Origin of the sequence: Pectobacterium sp. 1950-15, from assembly GCF_037136835.1 — a bacterium.
Taxonomy (GTDB): Bacteria; Pseudomonadota; Gammaproteobacteria; order Enterobacterales; family Enterobacteriaceae; genus Pectobacterium.
In genome coordinates this window covers 1-24,980 of sequence record NZ_JBBBQR010000014.1, presented here as the reverse complement: position 1 = coordinate 24,980, position 24,980 = coordinate 1, and the positions used below count along the sequence as shown (strand labels likewise).

The following is a 24,980-nucleotide window of genomic DNA, read 5'->3' as shown; positions in this document are numbered from 1 at the left end:
GAAACACGCCGTATTTCGTGCCGCGTTGAGGGAAAAATAAATTCATGAATGAATTTTGTCTATCAGCGCACAGTTTTCACAATTAACGACCAATATTAATGGTGCCTATAATGAAAAAACGCTACCTTGTGGCCGGTATTCTCTTTGCCCAAATTTATGCTATTTCCGCCTCTGCCTCTGATACCAAACTCAGCTATGAACATAGCTGGGGAACGATGAATCGCTACCACGGTGATCAAATTGGCATGCGGCATTTTATGGATAATGGCCTGTACGTTGGCGTCGAGCTGAACTTTTATAATAAGAATAAAGATCTGACCATCGATGACGTCGTTTCGAATTCTTATGCTTTTTATACTGGCTATGCCTACAGCTTAACACCTGAACTAACCTTAACGCCGAATCTGGAAGCACGCTTCTACTCCGGCGGCACCAGCGGTGAAGGCACCGTAGGCGATATCGGTGCCAGCCAGAGTTCCGGCGCACGCTATACGCCAGGTCTGAAACTGACCTGGTCTGTAACTGACAAGACGGATCTTCATGCGCAATATCGCTATGACCTCAGAAAAATCACCCGCAGCAAGCGCACCACCACGGATGATGACACCCACCGTCACCGCTATGAAGCGGGCGTGGCCTACAAAGGTTTCGATAACTTCACGCTGGCGTACACCGCTTACTACTATCACGCAGATTATGTGCTGCAAAACAACAAAAAGCATGACTATCAGCAGGATTTTGATGTGTCTTACACCATCAACGACAACTGGACGGCACACGTTGGCGTTGAAGATGTCGCCAGCGGGCGTGATGTAAAATCGCGTGAAGGAAAAGGGAAAGTCGGCTTCACCTATACGTTCTAACAACGACTTAGCTTTCTAACAATAGCTGACGACTATGCCATGTTTCTCGGGGATCCTGTTCATCAAGCAGGATCCCTTTATTACAAAAGCTATACAGGTAGATAAAATGAAAAAATTTGCGCTGTCGCTTCTTGCGGGTCTGGTTGCTTTACAGGCCAGCGCCGCTACACCAGACCGTCTCACTATCGTCAATCAGTATGTTGACAACGTGCTGACCAAAGCCGGCGACCAGTATCACGGCCAATCACCCACGCCATTGCTCGCCGATGGTATCGATCCGCGTACTGGCAAGCAGATGGAGTGGATCTTCCCTGACGGCCGCCACGCTGTGTTATCTAACTTCTCCGCGCAGCAAAACCTGATGCGCGTGCTGGTCGGGTTAAGTAACCTGAGCGGCAACCCCAGCTATAAGCAGCGTGCCGAAGCGATTGTGAAGTATCACTTCCAACACTATCAGGATGAGAGCGGCCTGCTGATTTGGGGCGGTCACCGTTTCGTTGATTTAAAAACGCTGCAACCGGAAGGCCCGAGCGAAAAAGAGATGGTGCATGAGCTGAAAAATGCCTATCCCTACTACGATTTGATGTTCAGCGTTGATAAAGAGGCCACCGCGCGCTTTATTCGCGGTTTCTGGAATGCGCACGTTTATGACTGGAAAATCATGGAAACCAGTCGCCACGGTAAATACGGGCAAAAAATGGGCGCGCTCTGGCAAAGTCCGTTTGAGCAACAGCCGCCTTTCTTCGCCACCAAAGGCCTCAGTTTCCTGAATGCGGGTAACGATCTGATCTATTCCGCCTCGCTACTGTACAAATACAATAAAGAAGACGGCGCGCTGGTCTGGGCAAAACGTCTTGCACAGCAGTATGTGCTGCCGCGGGATAAAGCGACCGGGCTTGGCGTGTATCAATTTACGCAGGCGCTGAAGCGCGAAGAAACCACCGACGATGCCGATACGCATTCCAAATATGGCGATCGCGCCCAGCGTCAGTTTGGCCCAGAGTTCGGCCCTACCGCGCTGGAAGGCAATATGATGCTGAAAGGACGCACCAGTACGATCTATTCCGAAAATGCGCTTATGCAGCTCCAGTTGGGTAAAGATTTAGGCGCGGAAGGCAAAGAACTTCTGACCTGGACAACTGATGGCCTGAAAGCCTTTGCCAAGTACGCCTATAACGAGTCGGATAACACGTTCCGCCCGATGCTCGCTAACGGCAAAGATCTCTCCAACTACGTCCTGCCACGTGATGGTTACTACGGTAAAAAAGGCACGGTGATCAAGCCTTATCCCGCAGATAACTCATTCCTGCTGTCGTATGCTCGCGCCTATACCGTTTTACCGGACGCCGAACTGTGGCGTGTCGCACGCGGCATCGCTCGCGCACAGGGGTTGGGTGAGTTAGGTTCAGCGGCGGGTAAAGACGTCAAAGTGGATCTCGCAACCAAGAACAACGATCCTTACGCCCTGTTCGCGCTGCTGGATCTGTATCAGGCGAGCAAAGTGAAAGACTATCTGTCGCTGGCGGAAAAAGTGGGCGATAACATTATCAGCACACGTTATAAGAACGGCTTCTTTATGGCCGATCCCAACAGACAATATGCGGATGTCGATACCATCGAGCCTTATGCCCTGTTAGCGCTGGAAGCCGCGGTACGCAATCAGCCACAGTCCGTTGCCCCATTCCTGAATGGTGCCGGCTTCACCGAGGGCGGCTACCGCATGGAAGACGGTTCAACTCGCATATCTACTCGCGATAACGAGATCTTCCTGCTGAACGTTGGCGAAACCTTGAAACCCAACAATAAGAAGTAAGCGTTAATCCTCAACACGCCAATGGCGGTTCGCTGCCATTGGCAATCTTCTCTTGCTTACCCTACTCAACCCTTCATCGAACAAGACCACCATTATCGGGCTTGATATTTAATCGCGTAGTGCTTAATCGAGGGGTACTTAACACGTGGAACTTACAGGATGCAATGCCGGCCACGATGAACGCGGCCGACATGAAGTAACGCAATAATTTCAAACGTTAGTTAACCAAAGGCACCTCTGGGTGCACGCCAAGCCAGCCCGGCGTAGGTTCGCCTTTCGCTTCGCCGACATACAGGCTCATTTGTGCGCGGAAACGTTCGACCGCACCGCGATCGTACATGAAATCAGCAAACGCCTGCGGGCGGGTGTTACGGTATTCCCAGATAGGCTTGTAACCCTCTGGCGGCGCAACGTCAGTACGCACAGACCACATACGCGAAACCTGAGTTTGCGTTTGCGGATCCAGTACCCAGCTCAGGTACAGCTTGGCGCTTTCTGGGTGTTTAGCCTGTTTGAAGATAGCGGCGCGTTGCGCCCAGGAAACAAAAGGATCGGACTTCGGCAGCACAAAGCGGGTCACTGCATCCGCAGCCGGAACGAGCGCGCCGGAGCTGGTAAACGTTGCGCTATATTTTCCCGTCGCGATTTCAGCACCGGGGACATTAGTGCCGCGCACGTAGACGGGGTCCTGCTCCTGTAGTTTTTTAACAAAATCCCAGCCGTATTTATCCACGACCAGCTTGTACCAGAACAGCACCGCATCGTCGTCATTAGGATAGGCCAGAATCAAATTACCTCTCAGATTGGGACGAAGGTAATCATTAGCTTCACGCGGCCAGGATTTTTCATCCAGAAGCTGGGTGTTGACCAAATTACTGAATGCGATGACATAGGCACCGGTCCAGGCACCATCGGCATCACGAAATTCCGGATAGATTTTATCCCAGCCACGCGCTTTGTAGTTCAGCAGCACCCCTTCCTTTTTCCAGCGTGGGAAATTCTGCACCGTTTGCAGTTGCACCACATCAGGAATCAGAGTGCCAGTCGCCAGTTGATTATCGATACGGGCATCATGGTATTTGCTGTAATCGACAATCACATTTAGTTTCATGCCAGGAAAACGTGTCTCAAATGCCCGCTTGAAACCAGCCTGCTGCGACTGCACGTCACCGCCAGCATAAACGGTAACCGTTCCGCCTTCTCTCAACGCGCTCTTATAGATTTGATCCAGCGAGCGCGTCTCAATTTCGACGCCAGCCTGACTTTGCCCGACGCTGAGACCGGCCATCATAGCCAGCATCAGCACTGTTTTCTTCAGGTACTTCCCAGTGTATTGCATTGTGATTTCCTTCACTTAATGAATAAAACCCGTACCGGCAAACGACAACTATCCGCCGTTAAAACGGCAACGGTATGACCAGCGGATCGCAAGCCGCGACGCGCAGGATTAGATCGACGATAGGCGATCGTCAAAAATAAAATCAGAATAGAAACGTATGAGCCATCGTCGTTATATCGACCATCCGAGGCAGATTTCCCTGCTTCTACTAGGGGAATTAAGTATTGAGTTTACAGGATTAAATAAAAACACATACGAAGAAAAAGCGAACAATATAGTTAAAAATATTGAATGGATAAAAAGGGAATTATTGTATTCGGTACAGGTTTAACATAGCGGGTAAAAATAAGATAGCATTGCATTACTTACCTTGATTAATAATTTCACTTTAAATGATGTTGTTTGATATCATAACAAAATGAAAACATTAGGATTACCCCCCTCTCATTTTTTCATTAAAATAAACTCTGGGGATTATTGCTATTCGCTTAAAAGTGGATACCTATCAACCGCCGACGTAATAATGAAATACTGTTAATATTCACATTATATCTATCATGGTTCGGGATGTATGTGATTACGCTAAGAGCTGCTTGCCAGATAAACAGATAATAAAATAAAGAACACAGCATTGATTCTATTCAGCAGCGTATTATCTTCACGGCTAAAAATAGACTTCGCCTTATAGGCAATCGTCGCATATGTTGCATGCGCGCAGACAAACGCTAAACAGAAGATTCCCACCAGAGATAAAAATTGCAGTAAGTAATCCTGTCGACTATCGATAAAGTGAGGAAAAATAGAAAAGAAAAACAAGATAGCATTTGGGTTCGTAAACTGTAAGAGCACGCCTTCTGTGAAAATACGTCTTTTTCTAACGACTTTCGCATTCTCAATCGTCATAACTTTACTTTGAGTAAACCACAACTTCACACCAAGATAGAACAAATAAAGAGCACCGCAATAAGAGATGGCCTTAAAGGCACGTGGTGATGAGACAAGGAGCAACCCCAGACTGGTTGCAGAGAGCCCGGCAACCGCACAGACACCGATGGTTAATCCAGAAATGCCAACGATAGACCCTTTTAGTCCATAGTTTATTGAGTTGGCGATCGACTTTAGTGTTCCTGGCCCTGGCATGAAAACAACGGTCAGTGCAATAGCGGCAAAACTCAGATAACTGTTCACAATCGTATTTCATCCTAAATGTCTGTGGCATACGACATTGTGGAGAGGTTAAGTAATAAAGTGAAATACCAATTACCTAATAGGTTAATACGGATTTCTTATTAGCCACGTATTGCGTTAGCCATTTAACCCCATATTCAACAAGAGGGTGACCGTTACCAGGATTCCAGACTAAAGCGGCTGTTACTATTTTTATTGATTCTTTAAGAGGAATTAAACGGACATTGCCAGGAATAAAACGACTCATGCTCAAAGGGACAAGAGCAGCACCTTGCCCACAACTCACATAAGCAATTTGTGCCGTCACTGAACGAACTTCATACAGAATTCGTGGATTAAAACCATTTTCTCTGCAAGCCGAGGTCAATATATCAAAATATGTCGGGTTCACACGTCGTGATGACATAACGAATGCTTCATCTTTCAGATCGCCAAGCCGAATTTCATCATTACAGGCCATAGGATGTTCTACAGGCAATGCGACTCCCAATAAATCTTCTGTCAGCGGTATAGATTTCAGCGTCTGTCCAATATCCCCCTCGACCCTGACAAAAGCCATGTCCAATTTGCCAGATAATAATGATGAAATAGCTTCAGCACTGTCGATCTCATTAACAAAAACAGTTACGTCGGGGTAGTGATGTTTAAAATAATTCAGAAATTCAGGGACAACATCAAACATCGCCGATGTAATTGCACCTATATGAATCACACCGACCTTTCCCTGAGCAACTTCTTTCACCATTTTTTCTAACGATGCCATATGGTCAACAAATCTTTTGACCTGCGGCAAAATAGCTTTTCCGGCAGGGCTAAGGGCCGTCCCACGCCGTGAACGTTCGAATAATGTTAACTTCAAAGATTGCTCGAGTATTTTTATCTGTTCAGTCAGCGGAGGCTGAGACATCCCAAGTCGCGCTGCCGCCCGACCAAAATGCTCTTCTTCAGCAACAGCAAGGAATAAGTACAATTGCTTGATTAATCTATAATCGATTTTACTCAATGTATTGCCTCCGCCTGATAGACCAATCAACACTATGCGAGTGGAATGTAAAGTTCTATTCTTATTTTAGTATCATACAGATACATAAAAACGAATTTACATATCAATACAGACAGATGAAAGTAGCCAATTTCCCCCTATTTAAGGTCACCATGGCTCCTTTTGAGAAACAGCAGTTCTCTAAATTAATCGATGGAATTCATGTCACTATCTCAGCCATAGCACGTCATGGAGAAAAAGCACCGATTGTGTTTTTACATGGATTCGGCTCGACTAAGGAGGACTACGCAGATATCGTTCTACACCCTGAGTTCGATGGTCATCCTTTTCTGGCTTATGACGCACCGGGATGTGGTGAAACACAATGTAACGATGTTACGTCGGTTTCCATCCCCTTTCTTGTAAAAACGGCACTTTCCATGCTGGATGCAATGGGATTTCGAGAATGTCATTTAGTCGGCCATTCGATGGGCGGATTAACCGCATTACTCTTGGCAGATCAGAACCCCGAACGCGTATTATCTTTTACCAATATAGAGGGAAACATCGCACCCGAAGATTGTTTTTTGAGCCGTCAGATTATAAATTATCCTAGTGATAACGCTGGTGATTTTTTTGAAAACTTCATTGAAAGAACACGTTTTTCGCCTTATTTTTCCAGCGCACTCTACGCAGCTAATTTACCAAATAAAGTACACGTCGACGTGGTAAAAGGCATTTTTAGCTCGATGGTTCATCTATCCGATCACGGCGCATTGATGGACAAATTTCTCAAGCTGCCATTCCCTAAAATGTTCATGTTTGGTGAACAGAATCGCTCCCTGAGCTATCTCGAAAATATAGAGAAACACGGTGTTTTACTAGCAGAAGTCCCTCACTGCGGACACTTCCCGATGTATTCCAACCCATCTTACATGTGGGGGAAAATTGCAGAAAATATAGTTTTAGGCCAGCGTCAGCAGCATTATTCTTACTGCCCTGAGTAAAGAAGGAAACGCTCTATGGCCCTGATATTCTATACGTTACCGTTGAACATGGTACGCTGGTGATTGAGTCTGAGGATCGGCAAAGTGAGATCCTAGCAATACGCCTGATCGGGCTGAGCGCGTTGTTCGCGTGCTCAACGTCAGTCATCCCTCCTGCACAACTGAAGTAAAAAAGCCCCGGCAGCATTACACCGTCGGTTACGTCCCCAACGGCGGCAAAAAACCGCCCAGCCCCCAGCTTAAGCTCAGCGGCAAGCGGCTGGAAGACCTAGGCTGTAACACCGGACAGACGGTGATTGTCACCGTTGAGCACGGGCGGCTGGTGATTGAGACTGAACTGCGCTTCTGACTGGCTGACAAAAAAATCCCGGCCTTTTTTAGGGGCCGTGATCTCATTGTTGACTATTTATAAAACAAAGCATTTGAGTCTATTATTTCACATACTTCATTTGTTATTTCATCTATCCGTTGCTCACCGTAATACCCTCGATCAACCATCATTCTAAAATCATCCATGATATAATTATATAAATTTGGAAATCCATTACGTTGCTTACTTTCAAGTATTCTTAAAGATTTAAGGATCCCCTTACAAAGCGAGTCACGACTTTCTTTTTCAACAACATACTCAATGACCTTATTTAACAATGCTATAAGCCTTGATATATCCTGCATATCATTTTCCGTTAACATCTGTTCACCTTTTCTTTGTTACTTGGTCAGGAAACGCTTTTCTAAACTCATCATAGGTATAGACTTTACCAGTCTTACCGTCACGCACCGATTTTACCCATTTTAAGGGATAATCTAGTGGCATTAAAATTTGACAGCCCCACCATCATATTTTGGTTTTTCGCTACCCGGTCTTTGTTCACCAACGATCCCTATATTAATTTTTGTATTTTCTGGAATTTTAATCTGTGCTTCATTTTTATATACAGCAGTTTCATTACGCCCCACATTTTGTTCAGTTGTAGCATACCCACCATCAAGTTGGTGCTTTATGTATTCTTGTATCCTGACCGTGTTTTTACCTACCGTATCAACGTAATACCCTCGGCAACAAAATTCCCTGTTACGGTATTTGAACTTCAAATCGCCAAACTGCTCATAAAGCATTAGGCTGCTCTTTCCCTTCAGGTACCCCATAAATCCCGAGACACTCATCTTCGGTGGGATTTCCAGAAGCATATGGATGTGATCCGCACAGCATTCCGCTTCCAGAATATTCACGTTTTTCCATTCGCACAGCTTTCTTAAAATACTGCCTATCGCCCTGCGTTTTTCCCCGTAGAACACCTGCCTTCGGTACTTCGGCGCAAAAACTATGTGATATTTACAGTTCCATCGGGTGTGCGCTAAGCTCTTTTCGTCCCTCATTGGGACCCCCTTTTGATTTCTTGTTGAACGTTTGCAGTTGCCAGACCGCAAACTGTTTTAACAAATCAAAAGGGGTTTTTATAACTGGCTAAAAGCTGAAAGCTTTACTGAACCCCCAGCCTAGCTGGGGGTTTTCTGGGCACAAAAAGAATCCCAGCCTCTGAGGGCTGGGATTCTTTTACTTTAAGATATAATCAAATTTCTCATCCCAGTTAAATTGGATATCTTGTTGTTTCGTCTGCTCGAAGATTTGAACAATTTTATTAAAACACTCACCAAGGCAACTCTTTGAATAATCAGAATTCACCCAGACTATTTTTACGGGCCTTTCTACATCATTACTTAACCGATCCCTAAGAGCGTCTAAATTTCGCCCATAATAAGGACCAAAATCTAATAAGTCAGACATAGCATTATGGAAGTCAAGCTCAGTTTCTATACTTACCCCATCCAAAATTATTTCACTCATACTTATTTCCATTTGCCTATTGAGATCGCAGTCTCATAGTGATCTGTTGTGATATAAAGCAAACCATCATTTGAATATAATAATCTTGTCCCCGGCTGGTTACTTCTTGACATAGTGTTTTTTAATCCTATATCTGCCTCTTGCCACATCCTACCCGGTGCCGAAGGTAATAAGTTATTTGAGTTTTCAAAGATATCTCTCCCTAACTGACTGTCAGGATTCGTATTATTTAAGGCTTTCCCTGGCTTCCATCCATTAGCCCTAGCCTGCGCCTTATTTACGTAATTCGGAGGCAGTTGCCCTATCCTACGTAAACTGTCCACAACCTCATTGGCTGCTTCAGGTGTTTTTAAGTCCATTTTCAAGCCAGCATAACTCGCAGCATTGTTAGCATTTCTTGCTGCATTAGCCGCCACAGCTTCAGCCTTAGCCACCGTTGCTTCTGCAACCGTCCTGCCAACCCCGATAGCCCCAGCAGCACCCACACCTCCCAGAGTGACAGCTTCCGCTACCTGCAATCCGGCATTGTTCAGACAAATCGTCGGCGCAGCCTTACACCCTTCCAATGCCGCTTTTGCCGCCGCCACAATTTCCGGCGTGGCCCCCACAATCATTGCGCCTCCGGCAACGCCAGCCACACCGGCTGATACTATGAGATTACCCTCAGCAACGCCTTTCGCAATCTCCGCCTTACAGGCAACACCACATTCGTCGCTTTTGCCTAACCAGAACCCTAACGCCGTCCCGGCATCTGCTCCCAAAGCATTATTCTCAACCGCATTGCGCCCGGACTGTGCGCCGCTGGCGGCGGAGGCCGTGCTGTTGCTCGCCAGACCCGATACCAGCCCGGCGGCCAGCGTCGAGAGCGCGCTGACCGACTGTTTTTCCGCTTCCGTCAGGTCGTTCGCCGTCTTGCCGGGATATTGTGTGGCCATAATCGTACGGGCGGCCAGTTCACCGCTGGAGGCACCAATCGCTCCTGCCGCCGCGTCCTGACCCGACAGCTGCGCGACCACCGCCCCCACCACCGCGTGCGCCATGGCATTGGCCGCGATATCCGACGCCGTGATTTTGCTCTCATCCTTCGGTAGCGTGACGTCTTTCACCAGTTGCGCCAGGTACGGCGACGCACCGCTGGCTATCGCTTTCTGGATGTCACCGCCCGCCAGGGCCTGAATCGCCGCCGTCGCCGCCTGTGCCGCGCGCTGGAAGTCGCTCCCCGTGCCGTATTTCTGCATCTCGGCCTTGTAGGTCGGTGATTCCGTCAGCGCCTTTTTATAGTCCTCCCACATCGCGACCGGATCACCGTCTTTCGGACGCTCGACGGTGGCGTCGCCCTTGGCTTCCGCGGCTTTCTGCGCTTTCAGCTCGCCTTCCGTGCGCACGATATCCATCACCTGCGCACCGATTTCACCAATCAGCTGCGCCTGTTTCAGGCGTTTCTGCTCTTTCTCTTTGTTAAAGATCGGGCTGAGCGCGTTGTTCGCGTGCTCAACGTCACGGCTCAGCGTAGCGATGTCCAGTACCAAGCGCCACTGGATTTGGGACGGATACCTCGGTCATTATCACAGTTGAAAAAAGACAACTGCTGATACACATTGTGGCTGAATGACAGACAAGAAAATCCCAGCCTTTTAGGAGCCAGAGTTTTAGTCAATTTAATAAAATACATCAGTCTAACTAGCCGCTATTTTATTCATGAATTAACGTCATAACGCTCATCCTGAATAATGTAAGGTTCTGCAACATCTTCCCACACAACACTCGCCATCTTTTGCCATTTTGTCGGATTTTGCTGCTTTCCAATATAATCTCTGATTAGCTTAACAGCTTGATTAAAACTCACCTTATCTAACTCAACAAATGAATAAAACTTTAGATATTCACCTTCTTCAGATTTAATTATTTCATGAAGTTGGGGATAGTCTGGTAAAAGCACAGTATCCAGCAGATCGCCAAAAGCATCCCAATAGCTGCTATGAATAAATGCAGAAGTCAATCTATCTTCAGGTTTTTCGATAGTTTCATCTCTACGAAAAAAAATACTTGCTCCCATATCATTACCTCATAATTATAACTTTGGCTTGCTGTGATTTAGGCAGTGTTTTTATATAATTCATGAAAACATTTTGGTTGGCAGGCGTTAGCACTCTAAAATCAACAGAAACAAAATCAGCTTTTTGCAAATGTTCTTGAATTACTTTTTGTCCATTCCCAGAAATCATGTTTTTCTCATAAAACTTATTTAATCCGTCTATTTCTTTCTGTGACAGTCTATCGGTCGTATACATGGCATCAACGGTTTTACCTTTATTGGGGCCTGACGTAATTACAAAATCAGGTGTTTTATCAGTAATCATCTCTGGTGGTGGCGTATAACGTTCCATTATACCAAGAGTAGGCTCTAATTGTGCGGCAGATGCGGCTTCCGCCGGTTTTAGTTTACCGTTCCCTCCCAGATCCGGTGTATTAAGTCGGTCATGTCCTTCCAGCGGTGTAACATTGACTTTTATTTCGTAAATACCATCTGCATTCTTGACCAGCTTTTCTGTTTTTCCCAGTACAGCACCGAACTCCGGCACTTTCTTACCAGGTAAAAATATGCTCGCCAATATTCCGCCTGTCGCTTCCAGCGCGGCCTGATTGCCACCAGACGCCTGTTTGATCATGTCGGCTACTGCTGACCAGGTTTCACTCTTCATCAGCGCTTTCACCGAGTCGGCTGCTGCCTGGTTTTTACCTGCCAGATCGCTTAAAGCCTTATTACAATAACCATCTCCGACAGCACATGACGCCAGTGCCATCGCACCATCCGCAACATAATCTGTTCCACCTAATGCAGCATCACCAGTATCAGCGACAGCATTGATAATACTGTTCGCAATAGCCGATGTAGTGCCTTCACCCAGCTTGTCGCGGACCTGTTTTTTCCACCATTCCTTACTTTCTTTCAGTAACTCTCGCCCCTTATCCCCGGTAAGCGAGTTATTCTCAACCGCATTACGCCCGGACTGTGCACCGCTGGCTGCGGAAACCGTGCTGTTGCTCGCCAGACCGGATACCAGCCCAGAGGCCAGCGTGGAAAGCGCGCTGACCGACTGCTTTTCCGCTTCCGTCAGGTCGTTCGCCGTCTTACCGGGATATTGCAAGGCCATAATCGTACGGGCGGCCAGTTCACCGCTTGAGGCACCAATCGCTCCTGCCGCCGCATCCTGACCCGACACCTGCGCAACCACCGCCCCCACCACCGCGTGCGCCATCGCATTTGTAGCGATATCCGACGCCGTGATTTTGCTCTCATCCTTCGGTAGCGTGACGTCTTTCACCAGTTGCGCCAGGTACGGCGACGCACCGCTGGCTATCGCTTTCTGGATGTCCCCGCCCGCCAGGGCCTGAATCGCCGCTGTCGCCGCCTGTGCCGCGCGCTGGAAGTCGCTCCCCGTGCCGTATTTCTGCATCTCGGCCTTGTAGGTCGGTGATTCCGTCAGCGCCTTTTTATACTCCTCCCATTTCTGCGTCGGATCGCCCTCTTTCGGACGCTCGACGGTGGCGTCGCCCTTGGCTTCCGCGGCTTTCTGCGCCTTCAGCTCGCCTTCCGTGCGCACGATATCCATCACCTGCGCACCGATTTCACCTATCAGCTGCGCCTGCTTCAGGCGTTTCTGCTCGTTCTCTTTGTTAAAGATCGGGCTGAGCGCGTTGTTCGCGTGCTCAACGTCACGGCTCAGCGTGGCGATATCCTGCCGTATCCCACAATAACAGACCGCAACTCATCCACGAACAGGCTGAAAGCGGCAGGATTACCTGTAATTGTCATCGTTGAGCACGATCAACTGCAGAACCGTATTATGGTTGAATTACAGACAAGAAATCCTGGCCTATTTTAGGGGGCGGGATCAACAAATTATAACTCTTGATACTTTATATCATCATTTTCGCATGATGATAAAGAGCCAAAAATATTTATCTCATCACCAATATTTAAAACAATCAAATTCAGATCACCGTCAAAGACCAGCTTCACTCCTATATATGCATCCTCTATAGAAGAAAATATCGAATAAACTTTCAATAGGGGCTTTCCAATATAATCAACAAATGACATTGAACTTGAAACATCCATAATTATTTCTTTACCGTATTCTCCAAGATCATTCTCCTGAACAGGAGAGTCTGTTAACTCAAGGGTTGAACCATCTTTACCACACCTGAAACTGAATGCTTTTTCAGTATTGGAAAAGATAAGCTGTAATTGCTGAGGATGTTCAAGGTCCGGAGTTTCAAAAAAATATATCACTCCCTTTACTCCTGAAAGCCTCTCACCAATAACATAGCTAGTCCATTCTTGATACTGCGCTAAAGGATTCGTCATTTCGGTTCGCCCTTGAGTACATTTTTCACAGATGTATTATGAATTCCATCTTTAAGAGATAGTAACAAAACTACCATCAGGCTTAGTCACAACAACATCATCCCCTTTTATTCTAAAGAATACATCTCCACGGCTAACACCATTTTTTCAATCCCTTGACCTGCAAATTTACCGGCAACAGCTTTATAAAGATTAGAACCAATATCATTTATTATATCCAAACTAGCCTTATTGGTCAGCTTGGAGATTTCAGCAACATCCGACGCCGTGATTTTGCTTTCATCCTTCGGGTATCGTGACGTCTTTCACCAGTTGCGCCAGATGCGGCGACGCACCGCTGGCAATCCCAGCCTGCCTGTGCCATATTTTTGTATGGTCGGTGATTCCGTCAGCGCCTTTTATAGACTTCCCATTCCTGCGCCGAATCACCGAATCAGTTATCGTCACCATCTAACGCGGTAAGCAGCTCATTGAGGCAGAACTCCGGTTCTGACAGGCAGATATAAAAATCCCGGCCTTTTTAGGAACAGAGATTTTGTTAACTCGGGTTATTTTTCTTTTCTTCATAATCCTGCAAATATTTTTCAATAGGATACGCTGTTCCTAATGAGTGTATTTCACCACTATCTTTATCAATTATGAATGGAGCATTACCTGCAAGTAATGCAGATATTTTTCCTGTTTCAAGATATTCTCTTGATTGAAAACAAAAAAACCACCCTTCAGCAAAACGGCCTATCAACGTTATTACTACGGGAAGTTCATCCCCCTCCAAGTATTTATTAGCTTTTTCTAAAGCATTATCAAAACTGATCATTTATGCGTCCTCAATAATTGGAATGACTTAAACTGAATCAGATCCGCAGCCTTGCCAGATTGCCCATCAAAATCGAACTTAGTTAGACATGGTGCCGCTATAGCACATCCTTCAACCAGCACTTTACCAAAGAGATTATTCTCAATCGCATTGCGCCCAGACTGTGCGCCGCTAGCAGCTTTCGTCCTTCGGTAGCGTGACGTCTTTCACCAACTGCGCCAGATACGGCGATGCTCCGCTGGCAATCGCTTTCTGAATGTCCCCGCCCGCCAGTGTCTGGATCGCCGCCGTGGCTGCCTGTGCCGTATTTCTGCATGGTCGGCAATTCCGTCAGCGCCTTTTTATAGACTTCCCATTCCTGCGCCAAATCACCGTCTTTCGGACGCTCGACGGTGGTATCGCCCTTGGCCTCCGCCGCTTTCTGCGCCTTCAGCTCGCCTTCCGTGCGCACGATATCCATCACCTGCGCGCCGATTTCACCAATCAGCTGCGCCTGTTTCAGGCGTTTCTGCTCTTTCTCTTTGTTAAAGATCGGACTGAGCGCGTTGTTCGCGTGCTCAATTTCATACAGACTGAAATGACGCGCGATTACAGCCGAAGCCCAGCCTACATCCCAAAGGTGTCTAGCCGGAAGATACGGGATTTGAGACCGATACCACAGTCATCATCACTATTGAGCATGAACAAGTACTGATCCATATAGTAATAGTAATTGAATGATAGACACAAAATCCTACCCTGCTTTAGGACAGGGATGTTTTAATTCAACGTAACCAACATGGGACATAATCAGAGGAACCCGTACACAAAACGCTTTACAGCATCCCATTAGCCAATTTTATATTTCAAACAAATATCATTTGCTGTTAAACGACCATTAATTAGCTCATTGTATTCACTTTCTGTAATTTCTACTTTTTGTTCTTCAGTACCCTGAGTTCCTGACAAACAGAAAAAAACATACTGGCAATTATTTAATTTTCTTACTCTCCACCAATCCTCGGTTGAGAATTCGTCATCTACCAATGGTGCCTTTTCAGGATATGAAAATGGTTTCATTGTGTAGTATTTATCCATATCATTCATTTCACTTTCCACCATTATATTTATTCAAATCAATCAACTGAGCGTTTGGCTTGTGTGAAAAATCCATTACAGCCTCAGAAATACCACCAGATGTTTTTCCTCCTGGCAACCAAAATTTATTTGCGCCAAGTTCATTCCCTGATGGGATTTTTAAATTCTTAATATCTTGCTTCTTGATATAAAAAACTCCTGTATTTGAATTACCTAAGTAGCCCGACTCTAGTCCCAGTTTTTTCTCCACAATTCTGAGATTACCGCTTGATTCTTTTATCAATTTGTCGAATTCAGATTTGGGCATCACAAACCCATTATCTGGACCAAGAGTTCCATACTTTTTCACATCACCCATTGAGGTAAACCTCACAGCCCCATCGTCAAACTTAGCCAAATGCGCATCTATTTCAGCTTTTGACATGTATGTTGATGGCTCAGGCCGTTGTCCTTTTGGAGTGTTAACAATCTCATTTATTTTAGATTGGCTTAATTTTGAATCTCTAGCTGAAACACCTGCTTTACCGGGTAAAAGCACACCAACGCCGGTCCCTGCAAGCAAAGCGGCCCCCTCAGAGACAACTGCCAGACCTTTACCAAACTCACTGGCATATCGGTCTATAACCGCATTATCGTTACCTGTCTCCTGCTGTACAAACCTGGCAACATCCGGGTCAATTCCCTGTAAGAATCCATTTTCAACATATTCATTATAAGCATCATTTGCGACCTCACGGCCAAATGCACACGTATCAGGGTTCTCTTGGCACGATGCTATCTGTTTTTCCCTGTCTTTTTCTGCCTGCTTACGTGCCTCTTCAAGAATAGGAGTAATATCCTCTCCTTTTTCTTTGGCGGCTTTCACTTTTCTGTCCAGCGCATACATATCACTGGAAAGATAGTTATTCTCCACCGCATTACGCCCCGACTGTGCGCCACTGGCGGCGGAGGCCGTGCTGTTGCTCGCCAGACCCGATACCAGCCCGGCGGCCAGCGTCGAGAGCGCGCTGACCGACTGCTTTTCCGCTTCCGTCAGGTCGTTCGCCGTCTTACCGGGATATTGCAAGGCCATAATCGTACGGGCGGCCAGTTCACCACTGGAGGCACCAATCGCTCCTGCCGCCGCATCCTGACCCGACAGCTGCGCGACCACCGCGCCCACCACCGCGTGCGCCATCGCATTTGTAGCGATATCCGACGCCGTGATTTTGCTCTCATCCTTCGGTAGCGTGACGTCTTTCACCAGTTGCGCCAGGTACGGCGACGCACCGCTGGCTATCGCTTTCTGGATGTCACCGCCCGCCAGGGCCTGAATCGCCGCCGTGGCTGCCTGTGCCGCACGCTGGAAGTCACTGCCTGTGCCGTATTTCTGCATCTCGGCCTTGTAGGTCGGTGATTCCGTCAGCGCCTTTTTATACTCCTCCCATTTCTGCGTCGGATCGCCCTCTTTCGGACGCTCGACGGTGGCGTCGCCCTTGGCCTCTGCGGCTTTCTGCGCCTTCAGCTCGCCCTCCGTGCGCACGATATCCATCACCTGCGCGCCGATTTCACCTATCAGCTGCGCCTGCTTCAGGCGTTTCTGCTCTTTCTCTTTGTTAAAGATCGGGCTGAGCGCGTTGTTCGCGTGCTCAACGTCACGGCTCAGCGTGGCGATGCCCTGCACCTGCTTCGCCGTATCCCGCAGCAGCAGGGTGCCGTCACTCACCGCCGCATAGGTGGTGCTGGACGCATTGCCGCTGTGCCCCAGCGCCATCAGCGCCGACGGCACGTTCATCGCCAGCGTCGACAGCATACTGCCGTTCAGGGACGGGCTGGCGCTGAACCCGGCGCCACTGTGCTCCACCTTGAATTCGGCTTTATTGTTCAGCCCGCTCCAGCCCAGCGTCCCCGTTTCCAGCCGGTTTTTCTCGGCGCTGGCGGTGGAGCCAATGACGGCGGCATCAAGCTGGGTATGTTCTCCGGTCTTTATACCAAATCCGTCTTTACCGGCAAAGAGCCCCGTCTGCTGCTGCACGCTGTCATAATTGCTGTGCATCTTGTCCTTGCTGAGGCTGATATAGCCGCTGCCGCCCCCGCCGCCCCAGGTAAAGCTGCCGCCCGCCGACCCGCTCACCTGTTTGGAATCATAGCGGTCGCTGTCCTGCTGACTTTGCAGCAGCAGGTTACGCCCGGCGTCAACATCAATGCGTTCACCGCTCACCTGCGCGCCCGTCAGCCGCGTGTCGCGCTCGCTTTTCAGCGTGACGTGGTTGCCCGCATCCACCGTGGTTTCTGACCAGGTGTTGCCCGTGCCGGTTTCCCGCCCTTTCGCCGCATTGACGTTGGCGAAAATGCTGAGCCCCGCGCTGCCGTTGCTTAAGCCCAGACTGACGCCGATATTGCCGCCGCTGCTGCTGTTTTTGCCACTCAGCGCTTCACTATTACGGGCTGAGAGCAGGTGGATATCCTGCGCCGCGTTCATCAGAACATCCCCGCCCGCCTTAAGCTGGCTGCCCGCGACCGTGATATCCCCGGTGCGCGATTCGATACCGATATCCCCGGCCGCATTCAGCGTCGAGCCAAAACTCTGTTTCTGCTCGCTGGTCTGGCTAGAGCGTGAGTTCTGCGCCCCGAGCGAAATGCTGACGCCGACAAAAGAGGCTTCCCCCTTGTTGTTCAGCTCGGACTGACTGCCCTGATAGGCCTGATACCCGGCCAGCCCGGCCTTCATGCCCTGCAGCAGCGCCAGTCGGCCATCGCTTTCACTTTTCGCCGCCTGAATACTCTGCACCGCGCTGTTGAGCGCCGAGCCCACCACGCCGGACAGCGCCACGGTCAGTCCCGCGCTTTTCTGCTCAAACTCCTGCTGCTGTTTGCGCGTGTCGTAGCCCGGGTCGAGGGTGACGTTGTTGCCCTGCAGGAGAATGTCCTTCCCGGCCACTATGTCGGTGCCGCTGATGCTGACATCGTTTCCGGCCTTCACCGTCACCGAATCAGTCGTGCTGCCGAGGGTGCTGATGCTCTGGCTTTGGGTCGCCGCCTGGTCACGCAGTTTCTGGCTGGTTGACGTTGAGCCGATGGTAAAGCCAATGCCGCCGCCGCTGAACAGCCCGCTCTTTTTCTTGCTGTGCTCTTCATAATTCTGGTAGTTCTCTACGCTGGCAGCGGTGTTGACGTCGTTGTTCGCCAGCAGCGTCACCTGTTTGTCACCGACCACCGAAGAGCCCTGCAGGTTGATATCCTGACTGGCTGCCAGCGTGACGCTGTCACCCGACAGCAGGCTGCCTTTCTCATTCGTCTGCAACGTTTCCTGCAGGGTATGCGTCACCGTCTTCGAGAGCCGTTTCTTCTTGACCTGGGTTTCTTCAAAGAAGGTGTGCTGCGTTTCGGTCGCCGATAGCAGATTGATGTTGTTGCCCGCCTGTGCCGTCACTGCACCGCTCGCCACGCCCTGCGCCGCCTGCAGATTGATATCTCTGCCTGCCTGCAGGTTCAGACCTTTTCCAGCCGTCAGCTCAGTACTCTGCTGGGTGATACTTTGCTGCCAGTCGGCGTGGCGGTTCCACCAATTGCCGCTGTAGGTTTCTTCGGTTTCAGACAGCAGATTCAGGTCGCGTCCTGCCGCCAGTGTCGCCGTGCCTTTGGCGTTCAGGCTGGCCGCCTCGGACAGCACATCCCGCCCGGCCACCAGACTCAACTCGCCGCCGCTCAGCAGCTGGCTGTTAGCCACCTCCTGCGTACGACGCTGCGCCGTACTGCCGCCCTGATACAGCGTCTCTTTCAGCGTATCCTGTGCCGTCAGGCGAATATCATTGCCCGCGGCCAGCGTCAGCGCCGAGCCGCCGGAAAGCGCGCTGGCAGCAATCTGAATATCCTGACCCGCGACCGCCTTCAGCGCACCGCCCGCCGTGACGGTGCTGCCCTGCACGGCCGTATTCAGCGCGGTGTTGCTGCTGCCCCAACCGATATCGACACGGTTATTGGTCAGCGTCAGCGCCTCAACCGCCACATTGCCTTTGGCGTTCAGCGCCATGTCCTGCCCGGCATTGAGCGTGGCCGCTACGTTGCGGATATCCTTGCCCGCGCTGAGCGTCAGGCTGTTGCCCGCCACGATTTCAGCGGTTTTGCCCAGTTCGGTGAACGTGAGCGAGCCGGTACCGCTGCGCGACGAGGTCGGCTGCGCGGTCTGGAAGGTGCGGCTTTCGGTGCGGTTGATGATATCGCCGTTGATGCTGGCGAGCTGCAGCGTATTACCCTCCATCCGGCTGCCGCTGTTGGTGATGTTGTTGAGCGCCACCAGATTCAGGCCGCCGTCTGACTTAATCAGCCCGCCTTCGTGGTTATCAATCCTGTCGCCGCTGGCAATCGCCAGCACCTCAACCGCCCTGAGCGTCCCGCTGTTGGTGACGCTGCCGCCGGCGTTCAGTTCGACCTTATTCGCGACAATCGCGCTGCCCTGCAGGTTGCTTTTATCCGCCTGCGCCAGATACAGCTTCGGTGCTAATACGGTCTGACCGTTAACCTCGATATTTTCCCACCAGACCAGACTCTGGCGGAGGTTCGCGACCTGATCCGGCGTCAGGCTGACGCCCAGTTGCAGGTTCATGCCTTTTTGCGCCGCCGCCGCGTTATCCAGCAGCATTTGCATCTGTGCCAAATCGGAGCCCGTGCCGTTCAGGTGACGCTGTCCGCTCTGTTTCAATACCGCCTGGCTGATATAGCGGGTATCAAACTCCGCATCCCCGAGGAAGCGGTAATCATGGTCCGCATCCAGATTCAGCTTATCCAGCAGGTAGGACGAGCCCAGCACTTTGTCGGCCTGCGTCCACTGCGAGCGTGTCTCAACCGGCACCACCGTTGACGGCTGTTGTCCCAGCAGCGTCTGCAAATCGCTGAACAGCGCATTGTCGACCTGCCCCAACTGTTCCAGTTTCGGGTTGGTGTGGATCAGGTAGCGGCTGTCGGCATTCGGGTCGACCACCAGCAGCCCGTTATTGCCGGTCGGCAATGGGTACTCGGCAAGCGGGTTGGTGCTCAGGTTTTGCAGCCCGTTGCCGATGGCGCTCAGCAAGTCTGCGGCAGAGAGAGGTTGTGGTACAGCAGGTGCAGTTCCGCCCGGCGGGGTGTCTGCACTGACCGTTGGCTTCGGTGCATCAATCACGGCCATGCCCGGTGTTGCTAACGCAGCAGGCGTGCCCACCGTGCCCGCTATCGTGATACCCGCCGCGGTGTTGTCCACGTTAACCGGCGTCAGGCTCTTGCCCGCATCAGGCCGCTGGCCTGTTGACGTCAGCGCAACGGCATCAGGGTTGCTGACATGGCCGGAGGTTGAAGGTTGTAACGCCACCGCACCGTCGGTGTTCAGCGTCAGCGGCCCTGTAGTAGTCGGTGCCGCGATGACCGCCGTGATGTTGTCCGCCTGTACGCCGGCTTGCAGTGCGGTGCCAGACTGTGGCGTCAGCGTGACCGCATCGGGGTTGCTGATATGACCGGAAGCAGAAGGCGATAACACCACTGCGTCGCCGGTGTTCAGCGTCAGCGGCCCGGTGGCAGTCGGCGTCGCTATGGTTGCCGTGATGTTGTCCGCCTGTGCGCCCGCATGCAGCGCGGTGCCAGATTGCGGCGTCAACGTCACGGTTTTCCCCGTCGCATTCACGCCTGCGGCATTGCCTGCGAGCGCAGCCTGTCCGCTGCCTGCTTTGGTGACGTCGACCGCCCCGGCGTTAAACGACGAATCCTGACTGACCAGTTGGCGCGTGGTCTGCTTCTGCAGCGGTGACAGCGTGGTGATGGCATCCAGCACCGGTTTGGTGGTCGCCGGCATAAATCCGCCACTGCCCGGCTGCAGCGTGGTATTGCTGATATCCTGTTTGAAATCGGCGGTAATGGTGCCGCCCGCCTGAATTAAGGCGTTATAGCTTTCGCCCTCGGTTTTTTCGTAAATTGGGGTGCCAGATAATTTATAAGACATATATTTGTTCATTACACGATCATGCTTATCTATAAATTTACTAGGCCTCGATACTTTCCCCCTTTCTTTATAAGAAATATGTTCATAAACCAAATATCCAAAATAATCACCTGATTTATATGAAAAATTATTTAATTTACCACCTTTCAGACTGATATTTTTAATCGCTTCCAATATAGATGATTGATTTGCAAAATCATTAGAATATAAGAAAGCGTTTCTCCCTGAACGAATAATCCCAGCTTGATTATCAGATTTTACTTCTATAGTTTTATGCTCAATTACAACCCTCTGCGTATCAGCTTCTTCAAAAGGGAGATACATGTATTCTGTCTGCCATTTGGGAGCTCCATTTCCACCGCCACCAGTATCACTTCTTGAGGCGTAAATCCCATAATCCTCAGGTTTAAACCACCCAATCGGAATATTCGCTATCGTTTTCCCCGCCCAATCAGGCACCGACTCATCCGTCAACTTCGTTTCCGTCACCACCAGTCCCTCACGCTGATTGGTCAGCGTGCCGGTGTTAATCGTGATATCGCCGGACTGGGTTTCAATGGTGCCGGAGCTGTTGAGCAGCGAGGTGCTGGCTGTGCCTTGCGCATCGCGCTGCACCCACAGGTTATTGCCCGCCAGAATGGTGCCAAAGACGTTGGTCAGCGAGTCGGACAGCAGGCGCATATTGCCGCCCGCATAGAGCATGCTGCTGTTGTGTAACAGGCCGCCGGCCTGCACCAGCAGGTCGCCCGTGGTGCCAATCAGTCCTTTGTTATTCAGCGTGTTATCACTGACCAGCGTCAGATTACCGCCCACCTGAACGCTGCCCGCCTCCAGTTGCACGATGTCCTTCGCGCTGATACGCGATTCCCCGCCGCCCGCCAGAATATTGCCCTGATTGGTCAGCGTGCCGGTGCTGGTTAACTGGACGGATTTTCCTTGTAACGTCCCGCGTTGATCGAGGTCACCCGCCACATTCAGCTCCAGCTGTTGCCCCGCTGCCATGCTTTGCGTAAAGGTCAACGGCCCGGTAATGTCGGCGGTTAGGTTCCCCAGCGCCACCAGTTGCCCGTCCTGTTGCAGCTCATTGGTTTTCAGGCGCAGATCTTGCGCGCTGTAGAGTTTCGCGCCCTGACGGTTAATCAGCCGCTGCGTTTGCAGCGCCAGTTGGGTTAAGCCCAGCAGTGTGCCGTGGTTGTCCAGTTCATCGGCGATAATCTCCAGTTCGCCCGCCTGCACCAGCCCGTTGTTTACCCACTGTGGAATTTTCAGCGTCAGTTTATTCTGCACCATCAGGCTACCCTGCTGGGTAAACTGTGCGGTATTTACGTCCAGCCCGCGCCCCTGTAACCAGCCGTAGTTTTCTACCGTTACGGCGTTCAGCGTGGTGGTACCGTCGGACAACAGCTGTCCGGCCTGCTGGTTGACGATGCGGTCTGTCGCATCCAGTTGCAATGCCGCAGTGCCCTGCACCGTGCCGCCGTTGGTGACGGTATTCCCCGCCAGCGTGGTGTTGGCGGCTTTGATCTCACCTTGGTTATTCAGCGTTGCCGCCTGCACGTTCAGCGTGCCATCGCTGCTTAAACGCGCCTGTGGCGCATTGCTGAACGGATTGGCGACGGTTGCGTTAAGCGCACTATCGCCACGTAACGTGCCATGATTCGTGAGCTCATCGGCCCCCAACGTCAGCGTGCGGCCCTGAATTTGTCCACGGTTGAGGATGTCATGCGCTGTCAGGTTCAGGTCGCCGCCGCTGACCAGCTGGCTGCCCTGCGCCCCCTGATACGAACCGGTCAATTGCAGCGTCCCGCGCTGGACGCCCAGCAGATTGCCCTGCTGATCGAGATCGCGGGCGGTCAGGTGTAACGCGTCCGACTGCCACAACCCCTGATTGTTCAGAACACCCGTCGTCAGTTCCCCGGTACCGCCGCTCAGCAGCCGCCCCGTTGCCAGATTATCAACGCGGTCGGTGAGATTTAGCGTAAAGCCGCCGACGCCCGTCAGCGTGCCGCTGTTTTCCAGCGTCTTACCGGTTAACGTCACCGTCCCCTGCGAGAACAGCTCACCCTGATTGTTGAGTGCGTCGCCGTTAAGCAACAGACCGTTCAGCCCCGCCACCGTGCCGCTATTGCTGAACGTGTCGCCGTTCAGCGTCAGCGTACCCGCCTGCCATAAACCGGCGTTATCCACCCGTGTGGCATGCAGTGTCGCGACGCCGTTGCTGAGCAACTGGCTGCTTTTATCGCCGACATAGCGCAGCACATCGAGCAGACGCAGCGCATCGGTGCCCTGAATACGCCCCTGATTGTCGATTTCACCCGCGCGCAGTTGCAGGTCATTCGCCTGCAGCGTGCCCGCATTGGTAAACGACCCGCTGTCAACACGGCCTGCGCCGTTGGTCAGCAATTCACCGCCGGCACGGTTAAGCAGTTCATCACGGTTGGTGACCGTCAGGCCATTGCTACCCAGCACGCGCCCACTGTTATCCAGCGTGTTGGTGGTCAGGCTCAGCGTGTCTGCCGCTATCTCACCGCTCTGCATCAGACGGTCAGCCGTGATAACAGCCTCACCGTCGCTCAGCAAACGTGATTGTGCATTCCCCTGATAGCTGCCCAGTAGCTCAAGACGCAGCGCATCCTGACCGAGCAGCGTGCCGCCGTTTGTCAGGTCGTTTGCGGACAGTTCCAGCGTCTTGCCCTGCCAGAACCCGTCGTTCACGACCGTGCCCGCCTGCGTCTGCAGGGCCCCGTTGGTCAGAATCTGGCCGGTGCTGCCGACCGTCAGGCCATCACGCAGTTCCAGCGTGATACCGCGCTCACCGATAACCGTGCCGCCATTGCTGAACGTCCCCCCGTTTAGCGCCAGCGCCCGGCTTTCCCAGCGTCCGCTATTGTGCAACTGATTGCCGCGCAGCGTCAGCGTGTCGGCGGTATGCAACAGGCCTGCGCCCTGATAGTCACCATTGAGCGACAGCGCACCGTCTGCAATCACGTTACCCGCGTTGTTTATCGCACCACTGTCGAGCGTCACCTTACCCACGCCGGACACGGTGCCCTGATTATCGAGCAGGCTGGCGCTCAGCCAGCCGTCACCGCCGGAGAGCAGCGTCCCCTGATTGGTTAACCGGCTAGCCGAATTAGCGCGATCCAGCGTGATGGCTAACCCGTGGTCCCCCTGAATGCGCCCGCGGTTGGTCAACTGCTGCGCGTCAACCGTCAGGCGGTCTGCCTGCCAGTCACCGTCGTTTGTCACGTTCGCGGCACGTAATACCGCGATGCCCTGCGACAGCAGTGTGCCGCCCTGCTGGTTGCTAAGGTCATTTGTGGTCGTCAGCGACAGGGCGTTGAGACCAAAAATCTGTCCACGGTTGGTCAGATCGCTGGCCTGCAGCGTGATGTCGCCCGCCTGCCACTGGCCGCCGTTATTGTCGACCCGATCCGCCGTCAGCGTGCTGCTGCCCTGACTCAGCCATTTACCCTGATTACGTGCTGTCCCCGCAATCGCCAGCGTCAGCGCATCGACACCCAGCATTTTTCCGTGGTTATCCAGCGTCTGCGCGTCCACCTTCAGCGCGCGCGCTTCCAGCGTCCCCTGCTGGTCGATATGGTTCGCAACGATACCCAGTGTAGTGCTGCCGCTGATTAAACCGCGGTTATCCAGCGTATTGCGCAAATCAACTTGCAGATCATCCGAGCCCAGCACCTGCCCGTGGTTGAGGACATCCTT

At 51.2% G+C, this 24,980-nt stretch carries 16 protein-coding genes and 3 pseudogenes; 4 read left to right on the top strand and 15 right to left on the bottom strand.

Translation table 11 applies throughout. From position 1 onward, the window contains the following. The first annotated feature begins 110 nt into the window (after positions 1–110). Both WCT94_RS15485 and WCT94_RS15480 read left to right on the top strand, forming a co-directional pair. Entirely contained in the window at positions 111–863 is a 753-nt protein-coding gene (locus WCT94_RS15485) for an oligogalacturonate-specific porin KdgM family protein (RefSeq protein ID WP_336870253.1), read from the top strand. A 106-nt stretch (positions 864–969) separates the two neighbouring features. After that, positions 970–2,676: a pectate lyase gene (locus tag WCT94_RS15480; protein ID WP_336870252.1), complete on the top strand. Its 1,707-nt coding sequence runs from the start codon at positions 970–972 to the stop codon at positions 2,674–2,676. 217 nt (positions 2,677–2,893) lie between these two features. On the opposite strand, the gene WCT94_RS15475 is transcribed toward WCT94_RS15480, so the two are convergent. From WCT94_RS15475 to WCT94_RS15465, 3 genes are all read right to left on the bottom strand, one after another. Beyond that, positions 2,894–4,015 (bottom strand): ABC transporter substrate-binding protein, encoded by a 1,122-nt coding sequence (locus tag WCT94_RS15475; protein WP_015840400.1) that lies wholly within the window; start codon positions 4,013–4,015, stop codon positions 2,894–2,896. A 582-nt stretch (positions 4,016–4,597) separates the two neighbouring features. After that, the gene (locus WCT94_RS15470; protein WP_336870251.1) at positions 4,598–5,203 is read right to left on the bottom strand and encodes a LysE family translocator; all 606 of its coding nucleotides are present in this window, start codon (positions 5,201–5,203) and stop codon (positions 4,598–4,600) included. 76 nt (positions 5,204–5,279) lie between these two features. Next, on the bottom strand, positions 5,280–6,206 hold the full coding sequence (locus WCT94_RS15465; RefSeq protein WP_336870250.1) for a LysR substrate-binding domain-containing protein: 927 nt from the start codon (positions 6,204–6,206) through the stop codon (positions 5,280–5,282). A 116-nt stretch (positions 6,207–6,322) separates the two neighbouring features. Here WCT94_RS15465 and WCT94_RS15460 point away from each other — a divergent pair, with 116 nt between their 5' ends. Both WCT94_RS15460 and WCT94_RS15455 read left to right on the top strand, forming a co-directional pair. Beyond that, positions 6,323–7,192: an alpha/beta fold hydrolase gene (locus tag WCT94_RS15460; protein WP_336870249.1), complete on the top strand. Its 870-nt coding sequence runs from the start codon at positions 6,323–6,325 to the stop codon at positions 7,190–7,192. Between the two features lie 130 nt (positions 7,193–7,322). Beyond that, positions 7,323–7,541, top strand: a complete 219-nt coding sequence (locus WCT94_RS15455) for a SymE family type I addiction module toxin (RefSeq protein WP_336870248.1) — start codon at positions 7,323–7,325, stop codon at positions 7,539–7,541. 53 nt (positions 7,542–7,594) lie between these two features. Here the strand turns inward: WCT94_RS15455 and WCT94_RS15450 are convergent, their stop codons facing one another. The 12 genes and pseudogenes from WCT94_RS15450 to WCT94_RS15400 form a co-directional block, all read right to left on the bottom strand. Continuing rightward, positions 7,595–7,885 carry a hypothetical protein gene (locus tag WCT94_RS15450; protein WP_336870247.1) on the bottom strand — a complete coding sequence of 97 codons (291 nt, stop codon included), beginning with the start codon at positions 7,883–7,885 and terminating at the stop codon, positions 7,595–7,597. Between the two features lie 294 nt (positions 7,886–8,179). Continuing rightward, positions 8,180–8,572 (bottom strand): annotated as a pseudogene (gene tnpA, locus WCT94_RS15445) (IS200/IS605 family transposase); the annotation flags it as partial. Positions 8,573–8,750: 178 nt separating this feature from the next. Then, on the bottom strand, positions 8,751–9,041 hold the full coding sequence (locus WCT94_RS15440) for a barstar family protein (protein ID WP_256543315.1): 291 nt from the start codon (positions 9,039–9,041) through the stop codon (positions 8,751–8,753). A gap of 2 nt (positions 9,042–9,043) precedes the next feature. After that, positions 9,044–10,570: a VENN motif pre-toxin domain-containing protein gene (locus WCT94_RS15435; protein WP_336870246.1), complete on the bottom strand. Its 1,527-nt coding sequence runs from the start codon at positions 10,568–10,570 to the stop codon at positions 9,044–9,046. Positions 10,571–10,737: 167 nt separating this feature from the next. Continuing rightward, positions 10,738–11,097: a hypothetical protein gene (locus tag WCT94_RS15430; RefSeq protein WP_203449034.1), complete on the bottom strand. Its 360-nt coding sequence runs from the start codon at positions 11,095–11,097 to the stop codon at positions 10,738–10,740. A gap of 4 nt (positions 11,098–11,101) precedes the next feature. Then, positions 11,102–12,655 (bottom strand): VENN motif pre-toxin domain-containing protein, encoded by a 1,554-nt coding sequence (locus WCT94_RS15425; RefSeq protein ID WP_336870338.1) that lies wholly within the window; start codon positions 12,653–12,655, stop codon positions 11,102–11,104. 290 nt (positions 12,656–12,945) lie between these two features. After that, the gene (locus WCT94_RS15420) at positions 12,946–13,413 is read right to left on the bottom strand and encodes a hypothetical protein (RefSeq protein WP_336870245.1); all 468 of its coding nucleotides are present in this window, start codon (positions 13,411–13,413) and stop codon (positions 12,946–12,948) included. A 538-nt stretch (positions 13,414–13,951) separates the two neighbouring features. Next, on the bottom strand, positions 13,952–14,230 hold the full coding sequence (locus tag WCT94_RS15415; protein WP_039512137.1) for a YrhB domain-containing protein: 279 nt from the start codon (positions 14,228–14,230) through the stop codon (positions 13,952–13,954). After that, positions 14,227–14,391: pseudogene (locus WCT94_RS20845) on the bottom strand (hypothetical protein); the annotation flags it as partial. The gene WCT94_RS15415 and the pseudogene WCT94_RS20845, both read right to left, overlap by 4 nt. Before the next feature lie 61 nt (positions 14,392–14,452). After that, positions 14,453–14,795 (bottom strand): annotated as a pseudogene (locus tag WCT94_RS15410) (VENN motif pre-toxin domain-containing protein); the annotation flags it as partial. 263 nt (positions 14,796–15,058) lie between these two features. Further along, on the bottom strand, positions 15,059–15,316 hold the full coding sequence (locus tag WCT94_RS15405; RefSeq protein ID WP_336870243.1) for a hypothetical protein: 258 nt from the start codon (positions 15,314–15,316) through the stop codon (positions 15,059–15,061). A 1-nt stretch (position 15,317) separates the two neighbouring features. Then, on the bottom strand, positions 15,318–24,980 hold a 9,663-nt coding region (locus tag WCT94_RS15400), incomplete at its 5' end, for a hemagglutinin repeat-containing protein (protein WP_442955492.1).

Bases quoted from the DNA above. Each gene is read 5' to 3' on its own strand.
- WCT94_RS15420 (WP_336870245.1), bottom strand. From the start codon at position 13,413: ATGACGAATCCTTTAGCGCAGTATCAAGAATGGACTAGCTATGTTATT.
- WCT94_RS15450 (WP_336870247.1), bottom strand. From the start codon at position 7,885: ATGTTAACGGAAAATGATATGCAGGATATATCAAGGCTTATAGCATTG.
- WCT94_RS15480 (WP_336870252.1), top strand. From the start codon at position 970: ATGAAAAAATTTGCGCTGTCGCTTCTTGCGGGTCTGGTTGCTTTACAG.
- WCT94_RS15440 (WP_256543315.1), bottom strand. From the start codon at position 9,041: ATGAGTGAAATAATTTTGGATGGGGTAAGTATAGAAACTGAGCTTGAC.
- WCT94_RS15425 (WP_336870338.1), bottom strand. From the start codon at position 12,655: ATGGATATCGTGCGCACGGAAGGCGAGCTGAAGGCGCAGAAAGCCGCG.
- WCT94_RS15415 (WP_039512137.1), bottom strand. From the start codon at position 14,230: ATGATCAGTTTTGATAATGCTTTAGAAAAAGCTAATAAATACTTGGAG.
- WCT94_RS15430 (WP_203449034.1), bottom strand. From the start codon at position 11,097: ATGGGAGCAAGTATTTTTTTTCGTAGAGATGAAACTATCGAAAAACCT.
- WCT94_RS15485 (WP_336870253.1), top strand. From the start codon at position 111: ATGAAAAAACGCTACCTTGTGGCCGGTATTCTCTTTGCCCAAATTTAT.
- WCT94_RS15460 (WP_336870249.1), top strand. From the start codon at position 6,323: ATGAAAGTAGCCAATTTCCCCCTATTTAAGGTCACCATGGCTCCTTTT.
- WCT94_RS15475 (WP_015840400.1), bottom strand. From the start codon at position 4,015: ATGCAATACACTGGGAAGTACCTGAAGAAAACAGTGCTGATGCTGGCT.
- WCT94_RS15405 (WP_336870243.1), bottom strand. From the start codon at position 15,316: ATGAATGATATGGATAAATACTACACAATGAAACCATTTTCATATCCT.